The sequence below is a fragment of the Anaplasma marginale str. Florida genome (genome assembly GCF_000020305.1).
GTDB lineage: Bacteria > Pseudomonadota > Alphaproteobacteria > Rickettsiales > Anaplasmataceae > Anaplasma > Anaplasma marginale.
The window spans coordinates 31,104-54,599 of sequence record NC_012026.1; the positions used below are offsets into that span (position 1 = coordinate 31,104).

Genomic DNA, 23,496 nt, shown 5'->3' on the forward strand with positions numbered 1-23,496 from the left:
CGTCGATGCAAATAGAACTTTGACTTACCGCGGTTTTATCATTAGAATCAGCTCTTACTTTGTGTTGTAGTTTGGTCGTATGTTGCGTTACCTGCTGTGCTGCTGTGCTTTGTGTGTTATTCTTGCGTCGCATCACTGCTGTGCCTCTTCTGTGCGCATAAAAGCCGTTGTTGATGGGAAGGCTATAACCAGTCTTGATGTATCCAGGCGCACAAAGGCGAACGCATTTTTCTACAAAACTGCACATGCTGGAAGCGACCAGGGTGAGGTGCTGCAGTCTCTGGTTGATGAGTCCGTACTAGAGCTTGAGGCCAAGGAGTTGGGCATATCTGTGGGTAAGCGCGAGTTAGAAGCAGAAGCCAGTAAAATGTTCTCGGTTTTGGGTGTTTGTGACGGGCTGAGTGTCGGTGAGTGTGTAGTGCAAAATGGGCTGGACCACAAATCTGTGGAAGATCATCTCAGATCTAGGGTCATATGGAGCAAAATATTGGCCACACGGGTTGCGCCTTTTCTCGCGGTTTCGGATAGTGACGTCGAAAATTACGTTGATGAGGCGAAGTCTGCCGGCCTTGAAACCGTGCTGGACCTGGAGCAAGTTTTCGTGCCGTTCAAGGCAGGAAACGTCTTAGACTCCGTGCTGAGTGAGCTGAACAAGGGTGTGGCGCTTGACAAAATAGCATCCAGGTATAGGGAGCACGCAGTGTACGCTGACCGCGCTGTTGGGGTGACAGCTAGCGCTTTCTTGCCCGATGTGAAAATATCACTAGTAAAAGCCAAGGTTGGCCAAGTGATTGGCCCAATCAGGATTGACCGCGGCTACTTGGTGCTGAAGCTGCTAAATAAGGTCAAGGTAAGCAAGGGGTTTCTGAACAGCTCTGCAAGCATAAAACGTGTCTCTGTCGCGAGAAGTGACCACGAAAACGTTTTGCGGGTAATGAAAGGGCGCGGTGCCAACTGTGACACTTTCGATGGCATTGCCAAGAACATGGGGCTGGATGCAACAAGTCTTGATGTGCGCGTTGGTGACCTTGCCTCTAAACTCCAGTTCATGTTGAGCAACGCCGAGCTAGGAGAGGTGCTGAGCTCTGCTGCTGCGGCCGGAGGGGATAGCAGCGAGGGCGAAAAGGTTGACCTTATAGTGCTTTGTGGCGTCTCACAGGGTGGTAGTCCAACAGCCGAAGAGGTCTACAAAATCAAACAGGCTGTGTATACGGAGAAGCTAGTTTCCGCGAGCGGGAGGCTTATGGAATCCATAAGGGGCCGCCATTTCACCAAAAAGTTTTGACGGTTTTTAGGCTGCGGGTGTGATCAGGGTTACAGCAGGTGTTCACCGTGGCAGGCGTGTGTTCACTGGTAGCGCTCTTAAGGCACGGCCGGCCGTTTCTGTGGTAAGGGAGTCAGTATTCAACGTTTTACGTGCGCACATCCCTATAGAAGGTATAAACGTGTGTGACATATGCTGCGGCAGCGGCGCTTTTGCCTTTGAAGCCCTATCCAGAGGTGCAGAGCATGCCTGCCTCGTAGACATATACTTACCCAATTTACAGTCAGTTAGAAGAACGGCTGAGAGTTTGGGTGTTGGACACAGAATGACCATTTTGTGTTGCGATGTGCACAAACTTCCGTTGGCGGATCGCAGCTATGATCTGGCATTTGTTGATCCTCCTTACGAGGAAACGTCATTGGTGAATGTCTCACTCAACGCGATGTTGAGTATGCGGTGGTGCAGAGCTGGTAGCGTGGTTGTGCTTTGCATAAAAAAAGGAGCCAAGGTCTCAATTCCTGAGCGCTATGAGCTACTGACCCGCAAGTCTTACTGCGGGTCGGAAGTACTATTCCTGTGCGCGCTCCCCGACGATTAGCAGTATACCACTCACCACCGACACCATCGCCCTGGCACCTCAGCCCAACTCACTACCAATGCCAACACAGCTCTCTGCACCATCACTGCCTAGCAGTGCCTTTATAACTGATACAGTCAAAGCTCTTGGTACCACCGACATAACAAAGCCACTATCTATAAACCCCTGGCATCCCAGTCTAACTTGGCACGACCACCACAGCTCTCTGCACCACCACTACCTAGCAGCAGCTACTTGCCACTAAGTCTTGGCACTCGTATGACTGGCACAGTCAAACTTACTGGCATCACCTATGCCATCACCACTCAACCCAGCAGCAAACTTAGCCATAAGCTTACCAGCACCAAAGAATATAGCTGTAAATACAACCAACATTACAATAGCAGGCCATGCAAGCTTACCAAAGATAGCCATAATGCTAGAACCTAGTATCACTCCAGTCATGATAGGAAGCCCAAGCTTCTGCACAAACCGTATAACGTTACATATAACAACAGTCGCTGTATCGTCATCCTTAGCAGCCTGATTATTCTGAGTATTAGCCCCTGCAGGTACACCATGTAAGATACCCAATGCTAATACTACAGCAATGAGTAAGAATCTAAGTTTTAGCAACATCACCACTCTCCCAAAACCTCTACGTCCACCCTTGCACTAACTGGTATTACCCTCAATACAGTGGCCATAAGTTTACCAACACCTAATGTTGTTCCTGGGGTACAGTCCAACCCAGATCCTCACTTACCAGCATCACTTGACTTCGTCCCCACAACTTGGTACCACACAGCCCCCTTGATTCCACAGGTGTGGGGCTCACCCTATATTACCTATGTGGCACCTCTACCATCTATGGTCACCCCACGTGGTAAGAGCTCCACAGTTGATAGGCAAAGTGAGTGCGGGAGTTGGGAGAGGAAGGAGGTGCACTGGTGCTATGGAGATTACAAAGATAGGAGTTGGAACAGCACTCCAAGCTTTCCTGGTGTTGCACTGACAACACATAGCATAGGAACAGGCACTGCTACAGAAGTGGGAGAGTGAGGAGCCAGGGTTGAAGTAGGGATAGGACATGAGAGGTTTGTTATTAAGGGGGGAGATGATGCAGCATTCCTACTAGGTAGGGAACTAGCATTGGATACAGCGAGGGGTCAGTTACTATCCAGTGCATTGGGTAGGATGTCCATGGGTGATGTACATAGATTAAAGAAGGAAGTAGTAGGTAGTATAGGAAGAGGAACAGCTAGTCCTGTAAGGGCAATGTTTAGTAGAGAGATCTCAGATGGAGATACATTACTTGCTGGGGAGATGGTAGGAGTTGATGAAGGACTAGTTATACAAGAACTGAGCAGACCAGAAGAATTAGAAAAGCTACAACATGAACTAGCAAAGCAAGTAAGTAAATTAGCTGAACTTGGAGAACTTAAGTGGTTAGAAGAACTTGAAAAGCTGGAGACTGAGGAGCTGGAGAAGGTGAGGGGGAGGCTTAAGCAGAAGACGACAAAAGCCAAGGAAAAGGTTCGAGAGCTTAAGGAGAAGATAAAAGAAGAAGAAGAGCAAAAGTGGTTAGAGAAGCTCGAGCAGTTAAAGCCTGAGGAGATAGAGAAGCTACAAGGATCAGAAGAGATAGAAAAGCTTAGAGCGCTAGTAAAGGAAGGCCTAGGAGACTTGGAGAGGCTAGAAGCTAAGAAGTTGGAAGAGGTGAAGAAGGTAAAGGAGGAAGTGGCGATAAAGGTTGAGGATATAGAGGAGGTGAAGGATCAGGTAGGAGAACTGGAGAAGCTGGAGGAGTCGGAGCTGCTGAAGAAGATAGCGGAGATAGGAGACTTAGAGCAGGAACAGCTGGAGATGAAGAGGGAGATAGAGAAGCTGGAGAGCGGAACGCAGCTGCAAGAGAGAATGAAGAAGCTCACAGAGAGACGGAAAAAACTAGCAGCAATGACGGAGCTGCAAGTACTCAAGAGCAAACTAGAAGAACTAGCAGCGATAAGGGAGCTCAAGGCATTGAGGCTGGAAGAGAGATTGAGAGAATTGGCCAAGGTTAAGGCATTAGCTGAGAAGCTACAAGGACTAGATGTTCAAGAAGGATTGCAACTGATAGGGAAGATTAAAGCAGAGCTTGGAGAGCAGCTAGATCTGCTAGAGAAGATAAAGAGGGAGGAGTTTAAGGAGCTGGTACAGCAGCGTGCTCAGGCTATACGCAAGGAGAATAGTACACAAGCTGTAGGTAAGCTAGTAACAGCAGCAGAAGGAGCAGAAGAGATCCGAGTACTAAGAAAGCTAGGACAGTTGGATGAGCTAATACCAGAAGAGAGATTGAGAGAATTGTCCAAGGTTAAGGAAACACTGAAGCAGTTGAAGGAGGTGCTGGAAGAGAAGAAGCTGAAGCTGGTGCAAGAAAAGCTCAAGCAGGAGAAAGACTTAGCAGGATTGGCGAAACAAGGAATGACACTATTAGGATTTGTATTAAGCCCGCTAGAGAAAGCAATGACGGGAACGGAGGTACTGGGACGTGCACTAAAAGATAAGGAAGTGGTAAAACTAGAGAGACAGATAGATAGGATCAAAGCACTAGAAGAACTTACAGAGATTGCTGAGAAGCGTGGAGTTGCAACAGTGATGAAGGCAGCATTAGCTAGTGCGATGGAGATGGCTAAGAACAGGGGTTGGACTGATTATTTAAACAGTCTAGATGTAAGTGAGAGAGCTAATGCTGCAAGGGAATTAATTGCTGCTGAGAAGATTAGAAAATGGGCTAGGGATATTAATAACTTGGATGCTGATGAACGGGCAATGGTAGCTGGGGCTTTTGCTAGAGCTGTTGAAGGTGCGGAGGTGATAGAGGTCAGGGCTATAGGGTCTACTTCTGTAATGCTCAATGCTTGTTATGACCTTCTGACTGATGGTATTGGGGTTGTTCCTTATGCTTGTGCTGGTATCGGTGGTAACTTTGTCAGTGTTGTTGATGGTCACATTAATCCTAAGTTTGCTTACAGAGTGAAGGCTGGTCTGAGTTATGCTCTGACTCCTGAAATTTCTGCCTTTGCTGGGGCTTTCTACCACAAGGTGTTAGGTGATGGTGATTATGATGAGCTACCTTTGAGTCATATTTCTGATTATACTGGTACTGCTGGTAAGAATAAGGATACTGGTATTGCTTCATTTAACTTCGCTTACTTTGGTGGTGAGTTGGGTGTTAGGTTTGCCTTCTAGTTCCTTCATGTGAATCCTTCCTAGCGAGTATCCCCACAGCCAGTCTGTTCTCCAGTAACCAACTAACTTTTAACTTACGGAATACTACCAACCGCGGGGTAGATGCTTGGTGGGTTGCGGCGGCTTCCCGCTGCTATGCGCAGCCGATTGCTTATAAGTGGTACTGCTGAACTTTCCCCCATCAGGTGTTGTCGTAGTTTGTGCCTAGTGCTTTGCTGGCAGTGCCTCCAATGAATGCCGTAAGGTTGCGTGCGATGTTGTAGTTTTACACCAGCCTTCAACCTACAGGTAAGTTGTGGTTGGAATCGTTGGGCAGTCAGTCCTACAGCCAGTCCCTGTATACGTCTTCCTTCCTGATTCTTGTAAGTGCGACTAGTGCAACCAGTGCCCAGAATATTATGCAAAGCCCAGGGGCAATGCGCCAGCCCGTTGTCTTAACTAGCCAGGTGCAGAGTGCAGGGGCAATCCCTCCACCAATTGCTGAGGAAACATTCCTCGCTATGCCAAACCCTGTGTACCTTACCTTGGTGGGGAACAATTCAGACATTGCAGCACTGGATGGCCCCAGCGCAGCTGCAAAAGGCACTACAAATATCAAGTACCCAAGCCCAATGTATAGCGCACTCCCCTGACTCAGCATCCAGAATACAGGCATGCTGACCAGCAGAAACGTCACCGCTGCGCCTCCAATAACTTTTTTCCTCCCAAGGACATCAGAAAGTGCACCGAAGGCAACCGTCAATACCCCTGCGAGCATAACGCTGACCATTTCTATCGCCTCACTTATTTGTGGGTTGATGACCACAGCGGGTGAAAAGTCCCTCACGTAACTGATGAAAAATACCATCAGAATGTGAAACGAGCAGTTCTCTATGCCATCTATGCAGATGGCCAATAACAGCGCCCTCTTGTAGTGCCGAAATAGGTGCCTGACAGGAGATTCGCCAGTGAGCACATCACCCCCCTCTTGCTTGGCTTGTGCTTCATACGCTGGGCTTTCACCAGTCTTTGCTCTGGTATAAATGCTGATGATGCCCACAACAAACCCGATCACGAAGGGTATGCGCCACCCCCACACCCCGAAGTTGTCCCCAGTAAAATGCCTGACCGCAATTTTTACCGCAAAAGCAAATACGGAGCCGAGTACTGCACTCAATACTTCAAAGCTCCCAAACAGCCCAGTGTTGCTCTTCTTGGAGTGCTCTATGAGGAACGTTGCGTTGCCTGCCTCCCCCCCCAAGGATATGCCCTGCACCAGCCTACATATTACAAGCAGCACCGGAGCAAGTATACCTACACTCTCGTAGGTGGGGATGACGGCCATGAACCCTACCGGTACAGATACACCAAATATGGAGAGGATGAGTGCTACTTTTCTGCCATATTTGTCCCCTATGTGGCCAAATACACTTGCACCGAAGGGGCGCATGCAAAACCCAACTGCAACCACGCAGAAGCTGCTCAACAGCAATGAGTACCTGTCTTCCTGCGGAAAGAACAGTTCACCAATGGTGCCAGCAAGGCTACCGAAAAGTATGAAGTCGTACCAAACCAGTGTATTGCACGCTATAGTGGACAGTACGGCGTTCGTCACCTTCCTGCTATCCATAAAACCTCCATTCACCCGGCCATTGCTAACCACGGGCACAACACGCAGCAACCTACCTAACGCTTCCGGCTACGCCCCATACCATAAAATGCGGAGTAATCCGCTGCGCCATGACCAAGCCGGCACTAGCAGCCTTCCCCCAACACGCTCCGAGCCATATTGCTCCCAGGGGTCGCCATTATATGCCAAATGTCAGGCCTTGTCACAGTAAATGCTGCAAATTTAATTGACGCACCGTTCTGTGATGGTAGAATGGGCCCTCTCGGGTTAAAAGGGGTCCTTGGTAAGGCATGTCCGTAAAGATAAGGTTAATGAGGCTCGGTGCGAAGAAGAAACCCTTCTATAGGGTCGTGGTTTCTGACTCCAGAGTTCAGAGGGACGGTAAGTTCATCGAGCATGTGGGTTTTTATGACCCCATGGTGCCGTGTGGTGAGCCCGGGTTCCTGAAGATTGACGCAGAGAGGCTCAGCTACTGGCTGGGTGTGGGCGCCCAACCGACGGACAGGGTGTCTTGGTTCATAAAAAAGGGGTTTGTTGAGGTACGTCCCGCTGGAGCCTAGTGGGGGCTCGCGCGCTGGTGGCCGGTGCCGCGTCGTGGCGGCGTTTGTGTCGGCTTGCTCCGGGGTTGTCAGCTCGTGCAGGGTGCTGTTCTGCGTTGCTTTGTGTCTTGTTGTTGAGAGCCTCGGTGTGGGGCACTTGCAATCGGCTCTTCTCACCTTCTGGTCTTGTATTCCGGTTTTGTTGTCTGCCTGCTTCTGGCGATGCCTAGGCTTCGTGGCGGTAGATCTTCGGTAATCACGCTGCCGGCGGCTATTGCGGCGTTGTCGCCCACTTTTATTGGGGAGACTATCGTGCTGTTTGCTCCCACAAAGCAGTTGTTTCCTATGTCTGAATGCTGCTTGTTTCGGCCATCGTAGTTACATATAACCGTCCCTGCTCCCACATTCGTGTTTTTGCCTATAGTGCTGTTGCCGAGGTAGCTCAGGTGTTTCACCTTGCTCATTTCTCCCAGGCTACTTTCTTTGATCTCCACGAAGTTGCCTACTACGCAGCCCCTATCTATAGTCGAATTGCCCCTAACCCTGGCAAATGGGCCGACAATGGCTCCTTTTTTGATGTGGCAAAACTCCAAATGTGAATAGGATAGTATCTCCGCGCCTGGCTCCACAGCAACCCCCGCGCCGAAAACCACATATGGATGCACTATCACATCTTGTGCTATCTGCGTATCTATTGAGAAAAAAACTTGGTCAGGGGACGTTAAAGTCACGCCCGACTGCAAAAAGCTAGCTCTCTTCATGCACTGGAAGTATGACTCCGCTATTGCAAGATCCGCCCTTGTGTTGATGCCCATCGCCTTGCGCTCATCTGCAATTACATAGCCAACTTCCACATTCTTCTCCGCGGCAGATTGCACAATATCTGTTAGGTAAAGTTCTCCATCACGGCATGATAGCCCTCCCAGTAATCCAGAAATTACTTGCCTGTATCCCGCAATTGCCCCAGAAACTGCAAGGCCGTTTGTGTCACGCCCATGGCTGACTTCCAGTACATTCCCGGAGCTGCCCAACACAATTCTACCGTACTGGTTATTTTCAGATTTAAAGGCCACGAGAACAATTTTTGCCCCGCTTGAAAGCCTATCAAGGGCGTGGCACACTGTGGCCTTATCAAGCAGCGGTGTATCCCCGTATAGTATCAGCACAATCTCTTCTGAGGGGTTTTTGAGCGCCTGCAATGCTGAGGTGGCCGCGCCCCCTGTACCCGCAATTTCACCCTGCAGCACGGTGTTGAGGCGCAGGTTATGCTCCCCTGCCAGCGCGGCTACCGGGCCATTTACTGCAGCATTTGTCACTATGACGGCGCGCTTTGGGCGCAGTTCATCAGCAAGCTGCAGCACATGCTTTATGATTGGCGCATTCCCCAATTTGTGTAGAATCTTCGGCGTGGTGGAGCACATTCTGCTGCCACATCCTGCAGCAAGTATTACGATATCCATAACTCCTAGTTATACGTGGACTTGGGACTCCAGGATTCATCAATTTTGGAGCTTTTTCTAGGGATTTTTTTGGCGTGTGCACCATAGGCTGTGCAACAATGCGCCAAGAAGTGCTGGGCCGGAATCTGCCCGCATAGCCGGCAAATCCGCCCAAGTGGCACCGCGCGGCAGTTATGGCAGTTATGGCGGGGCCGCAGGGCTAGTATGTATTATCTCGCCGCTGAGTGTGTTGTTACAATCAACCAAAGTTGCAACGGCATCTAGAAAGTTTTTGAGGCACGGGGCGGCATTTACATCTTCGAGTGACTTTACATTGTCTATCTCGTGGTCTGGGATCTCAGGTGGGCATATGGCATTGATCTGCAGGTTTGGTGCAAACTCTGCGGCAGCCATTATTGTGAAATCTGCCAGTGCCTTCTTTGACAAAAGATATGCAAAATATCTTGTTTGTGTCCTTGTGATGTTTGTATCGATTACGTTTATGACCTTCCCTCCGGCCGCACACATGCGCGCGAAATGTTGCGTGAGGAATGCTGGGGCCTTTATGTGTATCTTATAATTCTCTTCGAGTTCCCCCTCACTAAGCTGCCCGAGGGTGCTCTTGCGAAAAACCGAGGCATTGTTGATTAGAGTATCACAGTAAGGGAGCTCCGCAAAAGCGTACGCAACCAGGCGGCCAAGCGTTGCAAAGTCACATAAGTCAGACCGGAAAAGCAGGCACCGCTTCCCATAATCTTCCTGGATGATCCGTTGCAGATCCAGTGCCTCGCTGTGCGACCTATTGTAGTGCACTATAACATCGTAACCGTGCTGGGCCGCAAGAAATATCGCAACAGCCCGCCCAACCCTACGTGCGGCCCCAGTGATGATCACGCCTCTTTTGTGCACTACATTCCAAAGATATCTACAGAGCCACCATGCGACAGCGGCGTGGGCCACCCATGCCGAGCGTCACGCAAAAGTTTGCAACCCGGCTGTATATCCGTCAACAAAAACCACGCGGCCGCACACTGGAGGTACTCCCGTTGGCTAAGTGCGGCCTAGTATGTCAGTAAACCAAAAACCGTAGTGGTTCAGCCATTCTAGCTTATTGCTGTAAAAGTTGCGAAGGTCCGTGATGCCATACTTCAGCATGGCCATCCGCTCAACACCCATGCCGAAAGCAAAGCCACGGTATTTTTCCGGATCTATGTTCACGTTTTCCAACACGGCTGGGTGTACCATGCCACACCCCAGCACTTCAACCCACTTTTGGTGCCTGTCTTTTACGTCTATCTCCGCGGACGGCTCAGTAAACGGGAAGAAACTAGCCCTCATCCTGGTTTCCACTTTGCGCGCAAAGAATCTACTGAGAAAGTAGTTGATGCAATATTTCAGATGGCCCATAGTCACGTGTTTGTCGACAAACAGCCCCTCTACCTGGTGAAATACTGGGCTGTGCGTGGCGTCCCAGTCATTTCTATACACCCTACCCGGAGATATAATTTTGATTGGAGGGTTGGGATTGCTCTCCATGGCACGTATCTGCATTGACGACGTATGGGTCCGCAACACTACCCGCCGGCCGTTGAGCCTTTTCGTCATGTAAAAGGTGTCATTCTCCGCGCGCGCAGGGTGATGTTCTGGCGTGTTTAATGCATCAAACACATGAAATTCGTCCTCTAGCTCCGGGCCGTGAACCACGGCAAAGCCCAGCTCACTCAATATGCTGCTGATCTCCCTAATCACCCCAGAAATTGGGTGTATCTTGCCACAAGTTCTGGGCCTTGCAGGCAGAGTTACGTCAATACGTTCGCTAGCCAACCGTGAGTGCAGCTGCTCCCTAGCGAGCTGTGATTCCCTATCCTGAATTGCCAGCTTCAACGCAGCACACGCGGCATTCGCCGCAGATCCAACCGCTTTGCGCTCGTTCATATCCTGTATGGTAGAGATCTGGCGCAGCAAAGCCGTCAGGGCCCCACCACGCCCGATATAGCGCCCCCTGACTTCATCTAACTCTTCTACAGAACTACAAGCAGCGACGCAGGCTTTCGCCTCCTCACTAAGATCACTTATCTTGCTGATTAACGGCACAAGCATACCCACAGGTACCCGCGACAGCGCTTACTACCTTCTCAAAGGCAGCCTTGTCATTCACGGCCATCTCCGCCAGCATCTTCCGGTTCAGCTCTATACCACACAAAGCCATACCCTTCATCAGCTGAGAGTATTTAATACCCCATTGCCTTGCCGCAGCGTTGATGCGCACAATCCACAGGCGCCTGAAGTCACGCTTACGATTGCGCCTATCCCGATACGCATACACCAAAGCCTTCTCCAGCCGCTGCAGCGCAGCTCTGTAGCAGTTTTTAGAGCGCCCTCTATAACCTTTGGCAAGTGCAACAACTTTCTTGTGCCTAGCCCTGGCGGTAACACCGCGTTTGACCCTAGCCATAAAATCCCCGTCCTACAACCAATTACCTAAAGACTATACGGCATGAAGGACGCGACAATACGTGCATCCGGCGCGCTCATCTGCGCGATGCCCCTACGGGTCCTAAGGCTTCTCTTGCTCCTCTTAGTCATGCCGTGGCGCTTGGTGGACTGGGCAGACATCACCCTCCCACTCGCTGTGACCTTAAACCTCTTCTTAGCGGAGGATTTGGTCTTCAACTTTGGCATAAAACTCCATGCCTGAACTCAATAACTCCCCAGACTACATCCTTGTCTGCGTGGTGTCAAGCGGATACCATCTCGGAATGTTTGCCTGCATTCGGAACGCATCGCAGAGATATACCTGCACAGTCGTACCTAACCGGGGTGGTTGCACTTTGGGCACACTCTCCCGTACCACATACCCGCACGCGCATCTGCGGGCGAAAATCTCCGGTGTGCTGCACGTTTGGAGTTGTATAACAAAGCGTGTATTTTGCGGTGCAGACCGCAACTCAAAATGTCCTAAGATGGCTGAAAGTCCTTGACATGGAGGGTGCGTGTGGTACCATGGTCGCGCCTGAATCGGACCGTGCTCGTATGTTGTAGGGTTAACCAATTCTTAGAGGTTGTGGTCTAGTGTTGGGGTCTGTGCGGTTTCGTTAGTTTGGAGATTCTTTGGATTATGTCGTCAAGCAATGAGGGTACTCCGTTGATGCCCAGGGCCGTTGCCGTGTGGTTGGTGGATAATACAGCCCTCACTTTTGAGCAGATCGCCGAATTTTGCGGGTTGCATCTGCTTGAGGTCAGGGGTATCGCTGATGGCGAGGTTGCCAAGGGCGTTGTGGGTTGTAACCCGGTTGCTATGGGGCAAGTTACCAAAGAGGAGATAGAAGCCTGCCAGAAGGACCCTACCAGGATCCCGAAATTGGTGGTTCATAGGGGAGTAACCACTGGTAAGCTGTCAAGGAGGAGAGGTGCCAGGTATACTCCTGTAGCCAGGCGTAGAGACAAACCCGATGCGGTTTGCTGGATATTAAAATACTGTGCTGAGATGCACGATTCGCAGATAGCCAAACTTATAGGGACCACGAAGGCGACGATTGCCGCGGTGCGGAATAAGGAGCACTGGAACTCAAGCAACATTAAGCCTAGAGACCCGGTTTTGCTGGGCTTGTGCACGCAGGCGGATCTTGATGAGGCTATTATGAAGGCTCAGATGGTGGCTGAGAGAGAGAGAAGAGTCAGGAATATGAACGAGGAGATTCAGGACCAAAAGGCGTAGGTGCTGTTTCCTCTTTTTGCGCGTTTTTAGCAGTACGGCCCCCTGCCCAGCAGGCTTCCGGGGGCGCTTGCTTATACCTTCATTGTACATGAATTTAAGGTCAATCTTGTGTTCAACAAGAATAAGAGAAGGTCCAGGTCTTATTCCTCCAAGCCGGCGACCGAAAGAAGTGCGGAGCATCGCACCCCCTCCGAAGGAGGGAGGGTACTGAACCTGTGTGAACTGAAGCAAAAGAGCACGGAGGAGTTACTGGTAACAGCAGAGGAGTTGGGAGTAGTCAGCAACGGAAGGATGCTGAAGCAGGAGATAATTTTCCAGCTAATGAAGCGAGTTATCAGTGAAGGAGGCATAGCTATCGGAGGTGGAGTAGTAGAGACACTACCTGACGGGTTTGGGTTTTTAAGATCAGCCAAGGCTAACTATGCAGCAAGCAGTGATGATATCTACATATCTGCAGGCCAGATCAAGAAGTTCAATTTAAGAACAGGAGACATAGTAAGTGGCGAGATCAGAGCACCTGGGGAGAAGGAGAGATACTTCACACTGGTCAAGGCATATAGCATAAACTACACAGAGATAGGAAAGCTACAGAGGTACGTACACTTTGACGATCTGATTCCACTATACCCTGAGGAGAGGATTTTACTCGAATGCAAAGAGAGTTTTGGAGGGGAGAAGAAAGACATCAGCATGCGCGCAATAGACATCATAGCCCCACTGGGCAAAGGTCAGCGTGCACTGATTGTAGCACCACCTAGGGTGGGCAAGACGGTAATTTTGCAGCAGATTGCACACTCCATTGCCATGAATCACCCAAACATGGAGTTGATAGTCCTGCTCATAGGAGAACGGCCTGAGGAAGTTACAGACATGCTGAGGTCAGTAAAAGGAGAAGTAGTGAGCTCCACATTTGATGAGCCAGCATATAGGCACGTACAACTGGCTGAAATAGTAATTGAGCGGGCTAAGAGGATGGTAGAACACAAGAAGGAAGTTGTGATACTACTAGACTCAATCACCAGATTGGCCCGTGCGTACAATGAGGTCATGCCATCATCTGGTAAGGTACTAACTGGTGGGGTAGATTCCAACGCATTGCAAAGACCCAAGAGGTTCTTCGGAGCTGCAAGGAACATCGAGAATGGCGGGTCACTCACCATCATTGCAACAGCACTGATTGAAACTGGTTCAAAGATGGATGAAGTCATCTTTGAAGAATTCAAGGGTACAGGTAACTGTGAAATAATCCTAGACAGGAAAATCGCAGACAAGAGAATCTACCCTGCGATTGATATTTCTAAATCTGGGACTCGTAAGGAAGACATGCTGATAGAGAGTGCATTTTTGAAGAAGGTATGGCTACTCAGAAGGTTACTATCAGCAATGGGTCCAGTAGAAGCCATGGAGTTCCTGCGAGACAAGCTAAGCATCGCCAAGGACAACAATGACTTCTTTGAGATGATGAACAGCTAATTACACCCAGGCCATCCATAACTTGTACCACCCAGCCCAGCACACCTAACTACCCAACCTCCGCCATCTACACACTTGAAGTTCTTAGCATCACCCAGGTCCCCGCTTACTACCCGACCTGGCACACCATACCCGAGCCCCTACTCTCCCATACACCTAACTACCTCCACCACCTTTGCATTCAAAGTTCCTTGGCATCACCCACACCTTCCCAGATCCCTACCTCTGTGTACTACTCGCACTCCCAACTTTCTTGGCACAGTCAAAGCTCTCTGCACCCACGTCCCTCCTACTCTCACATACTTGCAGTGCCCGACGCTACCGACACACCATACTCACATTCAAAGCGCTTGGCCTTATCACTGCCCAGTTCCCACTTACCAGCACCTGATGCCTGTGCCAGGGCCTGTTCCCGTACAAGCGAGATGCTGCAGGTCGGGTGGATTTCAAGGTCCACAACTTCGACTGGAGTGCTCCAGAACCCAAGATTAGCTTCAAGGATAGCATGCTCACAGCCCTAGAGGGGAGCATTGGGTATAGTATTGGAGGAGCAAGGGTTGAAGTAGAAGTAGGGTATGAAAGGTTTGTCATTAAGGGAGGTAAGAAGTCTAATGAGGATACAGCTTCAGTATTCTTATTAGGAAAGGAGTTAGCATATGATACAGCAAGAGGTCAGGTAGACCGTCTTGCCACTGCTTTAGGTAAGATGACTAAGGGTGAAGCCAAGAAGTGGGGTAAAGCAGTAGAGGGTACTACTAATGGTGAGAAGGTGAGCCAGAATGTGTGTGGCAAGGGCGAAGGCAGTAATGGCACTAAGAAGTGTGGTACCACCGATAGCACTGCCACCACCAAGATTAGTGAGGTGTTCACTGAGGGTACAGACACACTGCTTTCTGTTGAGGGGAACAAAGACACCATCAACTTGCAGGGGATGGCGAATAACATTAATAACCTGAGTAAGGAGGATAAGGCAGTTGTTGCCGGGGCTTTTGCTAGAGCTGTTGAAGGTGCAGAGAGCTGTGGTGAGTTGGGCTGAGATGCTGAAGGTGCTAGAGGTTGGGTGACTAGTTGACCTGGGAAAGCAGTGAGTGGTGCCGGTAAGAAGTAGGGGGTAAGTAGAGAGGACAAAGATTGTGGAATGCCACATTGGGTAAGGAAGATGAGATGCAGGTGTTGAGGTACAAGAGACTGGGAGACGGGTTATGCAGGTGACACCGGTGCAGAGGGCTGTGTTGGCAGGGTCGAGATTTGGTAGGCCAAGAGGGTACGAGATGAGGTGCCAAGAGAGGCTGGCTGCCCTTGGTGGTGCCCAGTAGAGTTGGAAGTGTGAGCGATGTTGCGAGGAAGAGTGGTGAGTCACACTGTTGTAGAAGGGGTTAGGAAAAGGGTTAGGGCCCCAGCGACCATTGCCCGTTCATCAGCATCCAAGTTATTAATATCCCTAGCCCATTTTCTAATTTTCTCAGCAGCAATTAATTCCCTTGCAGCATTAGCTCTCTCACTTACATCTAGACTGTTTAAATAATCAGTCCAACCCCTATTCTTCGTGATCTCCATAGCATTAGTCAATGCAGCCTTCATCACTGTGGCTACTCCACGCTTCTCAGCTATCTCTGTAAGTTCTTCTAGTGCCTTGATCTTGGCTAGTTCATCTTTTTCCCTACCAGATCTCTTGAGTAACCAGTGCTTTTCCAACTCTTTCTTTCCTTCTGAGCCCTCCAGACGTTTTTGTAGCTTCTTGACCAAAGCTCCTATCGATGTCTCCTCCACCTTAAATATCTTCAACACCTCCGTCAGCTTTTGTGCTTCCAATTGTGCTATAGTGTCTTTCACCTCAGCTAATGTCCTCAACTGCTCTTCTGGTATTAGCTCATCTAACTGTCTTAGCTCCCTTAGCACACTTATCTCTTCTAACATACTTGCTGCTTTCCTTATAGATTGCGGATTAGTCTCCTTACGTATTCTTTGCCGCTGTGTCAGTTCCTGTATCTCCTCCAGCTTTTGTGCTGCTAGCCGTACTAGTCTTCTATCTAGTCCCCTCATTCTCTCTGTGAGCTGAAGTCCCTCTTGAATCTCTAATCCTTCAATCTTCTGCTTCTCAGCTAATGCCTTGACTTCCTTAACTTCAGCTAATGTTCTCAACTGCTCTTCTAGTCCTAGTGCCTTAAGCTCCCTTATCGCTGCTAGTTCCTGCCCTACTCTTCCAATCCTGCGTAGCAACCACGTTTTGTCCAAATGCTCTGCAAGCTCTGAACCCTTTACCTTCGCCTTCACCTCCTCTAACTTCTTAGCTTCTATCTCCTTGATCCACTCCAGCTTTATCTCTTCCGGTGTCTTACCATCAGCAATTTCCTTCTTGAATCTCTGTACCAGCTCCTGCACTGATGCTTCCACGCCCAAAGCTTTTAGCGCTCCTTCGAGTCCTTGCTCCAGCTCCTCAGTCTCCAGCTTTTCAAGTTCTTCTAACCACTTAAGTTCTCCAAGTTCAGCTAATTTACTTACTTGCTTTGCTAGTTCATGTTGTAGCTTTTCTAATTCTTCTGGTCTGCTCAGTTCTTGTATAACTAGTCCTTCATCAACTCCTACCATCTCCCCAGCAAGTAATGTATCTCCATCTGAGATCTTCCTACTAAACATTGCCCTTACAGGACTAGCTGTTCCCCTTCCTATACTACCTACTACTTCCTTCTTTAATCTACGTACATCACCCATGGACATCCTACCCAATGCACTGGATAGTAACTGACCCCTTGCTGTATCATATGCTAACTCCTTTCCTAATAAGAATACTGAAGCTGTATCCTCATTAGACTTCTTACCTCCCTTAATGACAAACCTTTCATACCCTACTTCTACTTCAACCCTGGCTCCTCCAATACTATACCCAATGCTCCCCTCTAGGGCTGTGAGCATGCTATGGTAGCCCTGATATGGTTATTCATCACAGCAGGTTCTACTAATGCCGATACTATCAGCAGTACTAACACTGCTGACGATACAGCTACCAAGGTTATTTGTGACGTCATTGTCTTCGTGCAGAAGCTGGGATTACCCATCATGACAGGGGTGGTACTAGGTTCTGGCGTCATGGCTTGGCACACTTGCATGGCCTGCCATGGTAATGCTGGTTGTATGTACAGCCATAGGTAAGCTTATGGCCACTGTATTGAGGGTAATACCAGTTAGTGCAAGGGTGGACGTAGAGGTTTTGGGAGAGTGGTGATGTTGCTAAAACTTAGATTCTTACTCATTGCTGGAGTATTAGCATTGGGTATCTTACATGGTGTACCTGCTGCAGGGGCTGATACTCAGACTGCTAAGGATGACGATACAGCGACTGTTGTTATATGTAACGTTATACGGTTTGTGCAGAAGCTGGGACTACCCATCATGACTGGGGTGATACTAGGTTCTAGCATTATGGCCATCTTTGGTAAGCTTGCATGGCCTGCTATTGTAATGCTGGTTGTATTTACAGCTATATTCTTTGGTGCTGGTAAGCTTATGGCTAAATTTGCTGCCGGACTTAGTGGTGAAGGCATAGGTGATGCCAGTAAGTTTGACTGTGCCAGTCATAAAGGTAGCAGTGGTGCTGCTGGGTAGTGATGGTGCAGAGAGCTGTGTTGGCCTTGGTTAGGAGATGCTGGTTACCGTTGAAGTGAACCGGTGCAGAGAGCTGTGGTGGTCGTGCCAAGTTAGACTGGGATGCCAGGGGTTTATAGATAGTGGCTTTGTTATGTCGGTGGTACCAAGAACTTCAAGTGTGTTGGTGCCCAGTAGAGTTGGAAGTGTGAGTGATGTTTCGAGGGAGAACGGTGATGAGAGGACATTGGCTTATCTGTATTGTAAATTTGGGTAATGTGCGGGCGTGTCCGCTGGGCAGGAAGTTGGTGCCAAGTTAAATTTACAGATGAGGCCGCGTTGTGTGGGGCAGAGGCGTGGTAGACCGGTGTGGCGAGGGGGTGTGCTAAAAAGGCGGCAGCCGGGATGATTGCACTGCCGGATTCGTTTCCTGTCTAATCCCAACTCAGAAAGCCGCCCTGCACTCAGCCATTCTTAATACGCGTAGTTGCACAGCCGCACCTTTATTGTTCGCGATTATTGTAAAGATTTGCCTTGATTTACTTTTTGGTTCCCATATCATATGACCCGATGCCTGGGTGATGGTTGCAGTATGAGGGTGGTAGGAGTGCTGCTGTGTGCCCTGGCAGTAGGTCTGGGTATAGGCTTCCTGTATGACAGGTACCAGTCCGGTCAGGGTGAGGTGGTGAACGTATACTCTTCCCGCAAGGAAGAGCTGTTGCGCGACCTGTTCAGAAAGTTCACCGCGGAGACCGGGATCAAGGTTCAGTATATAAACGACGAAGCGGCGCAGCTGATTGCTCGTATGGAGAGCGAAGGCATGTACAGCAAGGCCGATGTCTTTCTCACGGCTGACGCGGTAAACCTCATACTGGCGAAGAAGCGGGGGCTATTGCAGGCAGTTCGTTCTAACGTCCTTGAGCAGGTCATCCCGGCAAGGTACAGGGATGCCGAGGGATATTGGTTTGGGCTCACAAAGCGCGCCCGGGTGATGGTCTATAACAAGGCGTTGGTTGATGTGGGGGATCTGAGCACCTATGAGGATCTTGCAAACCCGAAGTGGAGGGGCAAGATCTTGGTCAGATCGTCAAGCAGCCCATATAACCAGTCGCTGATAGCGTTCATGATAGCAAGCAATGGGTCTGAGGCAACGCGGGAGTGGGTCCGGGGGTTGGTCGCCAACTTCGCGCGCAAGCCCAGCGGAGGAGATACTGACCAGATTTACGCAGCGGCCGCCGGCGAGGGCGGGATCGCGATAGTAAATAGCTACTATTGGGGTAGAGTCAGCGCTTCCAGCAATAAGGCTGACCAAGATGCCGCGTCAAAGCTGGCTGTGTTTTTCCCCAATCAAAGGGAGGGGGAAGGCGCTATGGTAAACATTAGTGGGGGAGCCATAGCAAAACATGCAAGGAACTTCGCAAACGCAGTTAGACTGCTGGAGTTTCTGTCAAGCGCGGAGGCGCAGAAGATATATGCAGATGTCAATCAGGAGTATCCTATAGTGCAGGGAGTTGAGTGCTCCAGCGTCCTGCGGTCTTGGGGCGAGTTTCGGGAAAGTGAGCTGCCGTTGCAAGACCTTGAGGAGCATCTTGCGGAGGCTGTGTTGATTGCAGACGAAGAGGGGTGGAAGTAGTTGTTGGATAAAAGATTGCTAGAGGTTTTGGTGTGCCCGTTGACTGGCGGTGAGTTGTATTACGATGCCGACAGTTGCGAGTTGGTAAGCGAAAATGCGGGTCTCGCGTTCCCCGTGCACGATGGAATCCCCGTCATGCTTGCGGACGAGGCGCGCAAGCTGGAGCCTGACACCAAGTAGGGCTCTACTGTGAGTCTATGAACGTTGCATCGTTCGCTTGTTATGGCGGCAGGGTTACGCAGCCCTCGGTACCTTAGCCTTTTCCAGTTGTGTTCTGTATGTGGTCATTGTGTTCTCGGCGAAGCTCCGAGATATGCCATAAGGTTCGGTGAAGCAGCAGGCGCGTCACGCGCTGTGGCACGTGACGGTAGCCTGAAGCTATGCCCCCGAAGAGGCGCGCTTGCGCCCCCGGGGAAGTATGTGTGCCTACTATAGCGGCAGTAGGTTATGCTCGTGTGTGTGACACTGAGTGCCCCCGTTGCAGTGTGTGTTCCACGCCACACTGTCAATAAGTGCATCGTCGGTGTGATCCCGATGGGGCGTACCACCGCGCACTCCCACATTGGCTATGTGTGGATCTGTGTGGGGGAATGTGGAGCTTGATAACATGCTACTCTCCATCTCGACATCATCCTGACTGCGTGTGGTGCGCTGTACTTTCACAACATTGCTACTATCCGCGCGTATGCTGTCATGCCTAGCCCTCAGGAAGTCGTCTAATGCGTCATCATGAGCGCTACGTGTATTTACCACACCAGACTCTGCAGTGCCTGCAGTGCCATGCACGCCGTGGTCGACTGCCCCGGTAGGTTCCCCCCTGATGCCCAACGCGACCTTGCCGACCAGCAGGTGTGGATGTTTGGATAGCACCCCTACCTCGCTTCCGTGCTTATCAAACAAGTGTACAGTTTCGGAGTAGCCATCCCCAGTTGCACCTATGCCGGCGTAAGATATGTTTCCGCTGTCACGAATCTCCAGCAGAGTGCCATCTTCGTACTTATTCAAGTCAGTCAGAAGCACATTGGTCACGGGAATTCTCGGCGTGTGGTCGGTTACCGCGTTTTCATGCACAAGAACAGAGCTGATGTATCTATGCTCACCCAAATCTTGAGGCATGCCCTTGGGGTTTTCCAACCCATCTGCAGTAGAAGGAACTAGGTGCTTTTGTCCATTGTGGGTCACCACTTTCAGGTGTGTAATTGCCCGTGGCAACTGGAAGTAACTCCCCTCATTTATGTTAGCAATGAAAAAATCATGCTCGTGCACCTTTTGGCCGTTCACAACCCTATCACTGGCCAGCAAGTACAACATCGCACCACGCAGTTGTTGCAAATCGTGCTGGCTTGCATCGACTTTTGACATTTGCGCAGCATTTATTGCAGCTTGATCTGCTGAGGCATCTTCCACTATTCCAGCACGTCTGTGTATTTCTTGCACCAATTCCGGGCTGTCACCCTGTTGGCGTTGCATGAAAGAGTAGTAGTCGCTAAACCCGCTGTCGGTGCCCAGGTCTCCCTTGCCAGTCAATGATACGCGTTGCGTGCCATTGCCACCATTTTGTAGTTCGACTTCCTGTTCATGCAAAGAGGAAACGAAGTCACTGTGGCTGTAGTTAGGGTCAAATGCAAGGAAGATATCTCCTTGGAAGAAGCTGGGAGCACTGGAAAGCTCACCAATCTTTACGTTTTCTGGCTCGTAAACGAGCTCAGCTCTGGCAAAGTACGACTGGTCATGTACCCGGATTATTTCGCCTTGTGCATTCCTGGGTAGCTGCGGATCATCCACATTCCACCGCAACTTGAACAATGTGCCATCGGCGTATCTTGTGAAATCTATGAGATCCAACTTTGCGTGCTTAGCAATCCAGTCCGCTTCGATTCTTTGATACGCGAAAATTGGGTCAATGTACGTATAACCCTTTGTGTTGTACGGCATGCCGGGCGGGTTTGTGTCCCCATCTTTCGTGCAGGGAACAAGCCTAGTGGTGCCATTTTCTGTCCTTACAAGTTTGAGGTGTGTTATACTGTCAGGAAACTGCAGCACCCTACTTGCAGCCACATCCCTGATGAAAAATGCAGGGTTTTCGATGATATCACCGTTCTCACCCCTACGCTCTTCACGCATGTAAAACTGGAGACGGGATAGTCGCTGTACGATCATCTCGTTGTTTGAGTACACAGTAGCATCGTACGTATCATCGCTTGTTCTGTCTGTACCTCTATCATCAACAGCAGTGCCTTTCCTCGCCACTGTGCCGGAACTAGCTTCTGAAGCGTCAACAGCAGGTTCTATCTTAACCCCTTGAGACACCGTAAGCTTATCATCCCCGCTGAGTGCTAGGATTTTAGGATCCAAGAATTTATTCAAGCTAACCACAACACTCGACTCCCCATCAGACGCTACTGTACCGCGCACAAATTGGGAAACCTTGTTGCCATGCTCATCCAACGTTACCACCGCAACTGGAGCTTCAGAGTACGTGGTGTATACAGATTTGAGCCCGTCACCTGTAATAAAGTTTCTGAATCCTGAGTGCATGTCTTCGTACACAACAAAAGCCTCGCTATCACTCGGCAGCTCAGCTACCTTTTTGCCCCCTGGCAGGAACACAGATACACCGCTCACATCTCCTTTACCGGTTGCTTCCAGAGATAAAACAGTACCGCTTGGATATTGCCATAGTTCCTTAAGCGTGGACGGGTCAGCGCTCCTCATCCTTATAGGATCAATGTACACAAGGTGCCGTAGAGCTTTGCTAATCATCAACGACTCTGCCGAATTTACGTAGCCCGCCGCGAGTGCGTACGCACGCTTGGTAACATATTCTGAATATGCCGCCCCCAGCATTTTTGTTCGCACATCCAACTTGATACCCCGGTTTTCGTACTCTGTACCAGCAATTGTCACAAAGTCCATGTGGGGTATGCTGTCAGGAATGCTGTTTAGCCCCCTGTCTAGCATGACGGATGCATGCTCTATGGCCTCACGCAGAGCGTGTTCTGAATGCGCATCCTGCGCCTGCACGTATTGGCCATATGCCTTCTCCGCCCTAACAACGGCCTCGCGTATCTCAGCAGTCTCACGGTCATACTTGGTCATAATTCTAGAGATATTGCTGACATTTTTGTAATACTTACCCAGCAGATAATCTTCACCTTGCGCATTACAATATGTATATTTACGCACCCCCTCCACGATCACAGGCTTCAAAAAGTGGTAGTCATACTGTATGTTAAGTGCGTCCCCAGAATATGGGTTGATTGCGCATATCGTATCGTGTACTCCAATGTGCCCAACCGGGGAAAGGGTTGTTACAATCCCTCCTCGGCTGTTTTCAAGGTGCGCATCAAAAACCTTGACCTGCTTGACTTCGCCGTCAATTATCTTGTCTTCAAACCCAATTAGCGAATGTCTGCGCACAAACAATGCATTGTGTCGGTTTGCAAATTGCTCTGTGGCATTCTCGTTCAGCCACTTTTCAAACCCGGTTGGTAAGTGCATCAAGAGGTTGAACGGATCTATAGTTACCATTGCGGATGCCAGTTGATCAGTGTACTCACCATGCGGATTGTAAGGTGCGGTTGCAGAATTCCTGAAGCTTTCCCGCAACGCATGAGGGTTATGCGTTTGCAGATAGTGAATGAGTGTTGCGCCTAAATCGTACTTTAAAGTTGTGTACCTATAGTCTTGCTTTTCTGGCTCGGCTTGCGTTGTGTGCTCATCGATGATGGCCATGATGCCGTCCAGATTTTTTGTACTGCTCAGTTGAGGATCATCCTTAAACATCTGCAATACACGATCTGCCCTTCTCATAATGTCTAAGTCTACCCCGTGGCCGTGTTCTACACTGTGCTGTATATACTCACCCACACCCTCGTTTAGGATGTCCACCCCGATGTGGGATCCGTAGCGACTGGAAATAGCGTAGTCAAACAGAAGGTGGCTTAGTTCGTGAGGTAAGTTCGCAACCCTATTTTTCCCTTCCTTGTATACGTAAATCCTATTGTCAGAGGGCCATGCTATGCCACCTATGTTGCTATGGATGCCTAAGCTCCTTAGTGCAGCATCAAATTCCCGCTTATGCTCAAATACATATATATTAAGCTCTTGCGGAGTATTATGCGGTTCCAACGCGAAGTTTGCATGGAACACCTCAAGCGTAGTCTTGAGTGTGCGCTCTACATATTGCTTCGTTGCATCTGCAAGCGGGTCCGTACTGTGTACGGCAAGCTTGAGCTGCAACTGCTCCAGAAGTTCAGACTGTACATTGAACTTATTGTGAAAACCCCTCTCTACTTCAGCAAACGACGAAACCGCTTTACCGCCCGCAGCAGCGACGGGGCAGGCCGGGTTACACGTTCTAACGGTCTGCGGAGGCTGGGGGGAGCCCCTCAAAGGGCATCGCTCTGACGTTCTCATAAAAACCCCTAA

General features: G+C 49.8%; 18 protein-coding genes and 3 pseudogenes. 12 read left to right on the forward strand and 9 right to left on the reverse strand.

Going from position 1 to position 23,496, the window contains the following annotated elements; genetic code table 11:
* Positions 1–79: 79 nt before the first annotated feature.
* A complete protein-coding gene (locus AMF_RS05215; protein ID WP_010266826.1) occupies positions 80–1,285 on the forward strand; it encodes a hypothetical protein in 1,206 nt (401 codons plus the stop codon).
* A 58-nt stretch (positions 1,286–1,343) separates the two neighbouring features.
* On the forward strand, positions 1,344–1,862 hold the full coding sequence (locus AMF_RS05220) for an RsmD family RNA methyltransferase (protein WP_241759768.1): 519 nt from the start codon (positions 1,344–1,346) through the stop codon (positions 1,860–1,862).
* Between the two features lie 240 nt (positions 1,863–2,102).
* On the opposite strand, the gene AMF_RS05225 is transcribed toward AMF_RS05220, so the two are convergent.
* Positions 2,103–2,480: a TrbC/VirB2 family protein gene (locus tag AMF_RS05225; RefSeq protein WP_041660045.1), complete on the reverse strand. Its 378-nt coding sequence runs from the start codon at positions 2,478–2,480 to the stop codon at positions 2,103–2,105.
* 231 nt (positions 2,481–2,711) lie between these two features.
* On the opposite strand from AMF_RS05225, the gene AMF_RS05230 reads away from it, so the two are divergent.
* Positions 2,712–2,903 carry a hypothetical protein gene (locus tag AMF_RS05230; RefSeq protein ID WP_041660046.1) on the forward strand — a complete coding sequence of 64 codons (192 nt, stop codon included), beginning with the start codon at positions 2,712–2,714 and terminating at the stop codon, positions 2,901–2,903.
* Positions 2,904–4,613: 1,710 nt separating this feature from the next.
* Positions 4,614–5,072 (forward strand): annotated as a pseudogene (msp2, locus tag AMF_RS05240) (outer membrane protein MSP2); the annotation flags it as partial.
* A 322-nt stretch (positions 5,073–5,394) separates the two neighbouring features.
* Here the strand turns inward: msp2 and AMF_RS05245 are convergent.
* Positions 5,395–6,681: an MFS transporter gene (locus AMF_RS05245; protein ID WP_010266850.1), complete on the reverse strand. Its 1,287-nt coding sequence runs from the start codon at positions 6,679–6,681 to the stop codon at positions 5,395–5,397.
* 290 nt (positions 6,682–6,971) lie between these two features.
* Here AMF_RS05245 and rpsP point away from each other — a divergent pair, with 290 nt between their 5' ends.
* Positions 6,972–7,241: a 30S ribosomal protein S16 gene (rpsP, locus tag AMF_RS05250; RefSeq protein WP_010266854.1), complete on the forward strand. Its 270-nt coding sequence runs from the start codon at positions 6,972–6,974 to the stop codon at positions 7,239–7,241.
* Between the two features lie 152 nt (positions 7,242–7,393).
* Here rpsP and AMF_RS05255 read toward each other — a convergent pair whose 3' ends face one another.
* The 5 genes from AMF_RS05255 to rpmI all read right to left on the reverse strand — a co-directional run bounded on the left by AMF_RS05255 (position 7,394) and on the right by rpmI (position 11,341).
* Positions 7,394–8,680, reverse strand: coding sequence for an NTP transferase domain-containing protein (locus AMF_RS05255; protein WP_010266857.1), 1,287 nt, complete (start codon positions 8,678–8,680; stop codon positions 7,394–7,396).
* A 180-nt stretch (positions 8,681–8,860) separates the two neighbouring features.
* The gene (locus AMF_RS05260) at positions 8,861–9,568 is read right to left on the reverse strand and encodes an SDR family NAD(P)-dependent oxidoreductase (protein WP_010262423.1); all 708 of its coding nucleotides are present in this window, start codon (positions 9,566–9,568) and stop codon (positions 8,861–8,863) included.
* Between the two features lie 141 nt (positions 9,569–9,709).
* Positions 9,710–10,759: a phenylalanine--tRNA ligase subunit alpha gene (pheS, locus tag AMF_RS05265; protein ID WP_010266860.1), complete on the reverse strand. Its 1,050-nt coding sequence runs from the start codon at positions 10,757–10,759 to the stop codon at positions 9,710–9,712.
* Positions 10,728–11,114, reverse strand: coding sequence for a 50S ribosomal protein L20 (rplT, locus tag AMF_RS05270; RefSeq protein WP_010262430.1), 387 nt, complete (start codon positions 11,112–11,114; stop codon positions 10,728–10,730). Before rplT ends, pheS begins: the two co-directional genes overlap by 32 nt.
* 26 nt (positions 11,115–11,140) lie before the next feature.
* Positions 11,141–11,341 carry a 50S ribosomal protein L35 gene (rpmI, locus tag AMF_RS10170; protein ID WP_010262434.1) on the reverse strand — a complete coding sequence of 67 codons (201 nt, stop codon included), beginning with the start codon at positions 11,339–11,341 and terminating at the stop codon, positions 11,141–11,143.
* Positions 11,342–11,807: 466 nt separating this feature from the next.
* Here rpmI and AMF_RS05280 point away from each other — a divergent pair, with 466 nt between their 5' ends.
* The 3 genes and pseudogenes from AMF_RS05280 to AMF_RS05290 form a co-directional block, all read left to right on the forward strand.
* Positions 11,808–12,377 (forward strand): cell cycle transcriptional regulator TrcR, encoded by a 570-nt coding sequence (locus tag AMF_RS05280; protein WP_010266863.1) that lies wholly within the window; start codon positions 11,808–11,810, stop codon positions 12,375–12,377.
* A 108-nt stretch (positions 12,378–12,485) separates the two neighbouring features.
* Positions 12,486–13,850, forward strand: coding sequence for a transcription termination factor Rho (gene rho / locus AMF_RS05285; RefSeq protein WP_011114094.1), 1,365 nt, complete (start codon positions 12,486–12,488; stop codon positions 13,848–13,850).
* Positions 13,851–14,250: 400 nt separating this feature from the next.
* Positions 14,251–14,865 (forward strand): annotated as a pseudogene (locus AMF_RS05290) (P44/Msp2 family outer membrane protein); the annotation flags it as partial.
* Between the two features lie 1,679 nt (positions 14,866–16,544).
* Here AMF_RS05290 and AMF_RS05295 read toward each other — a convergent pair.
* Positions 16,545–16,766 (reverse strand): annotated as a pseudogene (locus AMF_RS05295) (P44/Msp2 family outer membrane protein); the annotation flags it as partial.
* On the opposite strand from AMF_RS05295, the gene AMF_RS10175 reads away from it, so the two are divergent.
* The 4 genes from AMF_RS10175 (at position 16,767) to AMF_RS05315 (ending at position 19,245) form a co-directional block, all read left to right on the forward strand.
* Positions 16,767–17,000: a TrbC/VirB2 family protein gene (locus AMF_RS10175; RefSeq protein WP_011114405.1), complete on the forward strand. Its 234-nt coding sequence runs from the start codon at positions 16,767–16,769 to the stop codon at positions 16,998–17,000.
* Between the two features lie 72 nt (positions 17,001–17,072).
* Positions 17,073–17,453, forward strand: coding sequence for a TrbC/VirB2 family protein (locus AMF_RS05300; RefSeq protein WP_010266903.1), 381 nt, complete (start codon positions 17,073–17,075; stop codon positions 17,451–17,453).
* Between the two features lie 571 nt (positions 17,454–18,024).
* Positions 18,025–19,065: a Fe(3+) ABC transporter substrate-binding protein gene (locus AMF_RS05310; RefSeq protein ID WP_010262497.1), complete on the forward strand. Its 1,041-nt coding sequence runs from the start codon at positions 18,025–18,027 to the stop codon at positions 19,063–19,065.
* Positions 19,066–19,245, forward strand: a complete 180-nt coding sequence (locus tag AMF_RS05315) for a Trm112 family protein (protein ID WP_010262501.1) — start codon at positions 19,066–19,068, stop codon at positions 19,243–19,245.
* Between the two features lie 249 nt (positions 19,246–19,494).
* Here the strand turns inward: AMF_RS05315 and AMF_RS05320 are convergent, their stop codons facing one another.
* Positions 19,495–23,484 (reverse strand): hypothetical protein, encoded by a 3,990-nt coding sequence (locus AMF_RS05320; RefSeq protein WP_037349892.1) that lies wholly within the window; start codon positions 23,482–23,484, stop codon positions 19,495–19,497.
* Between the last annotated feature and the right edge of the window lie 12 nt (positions 23,485–23,496).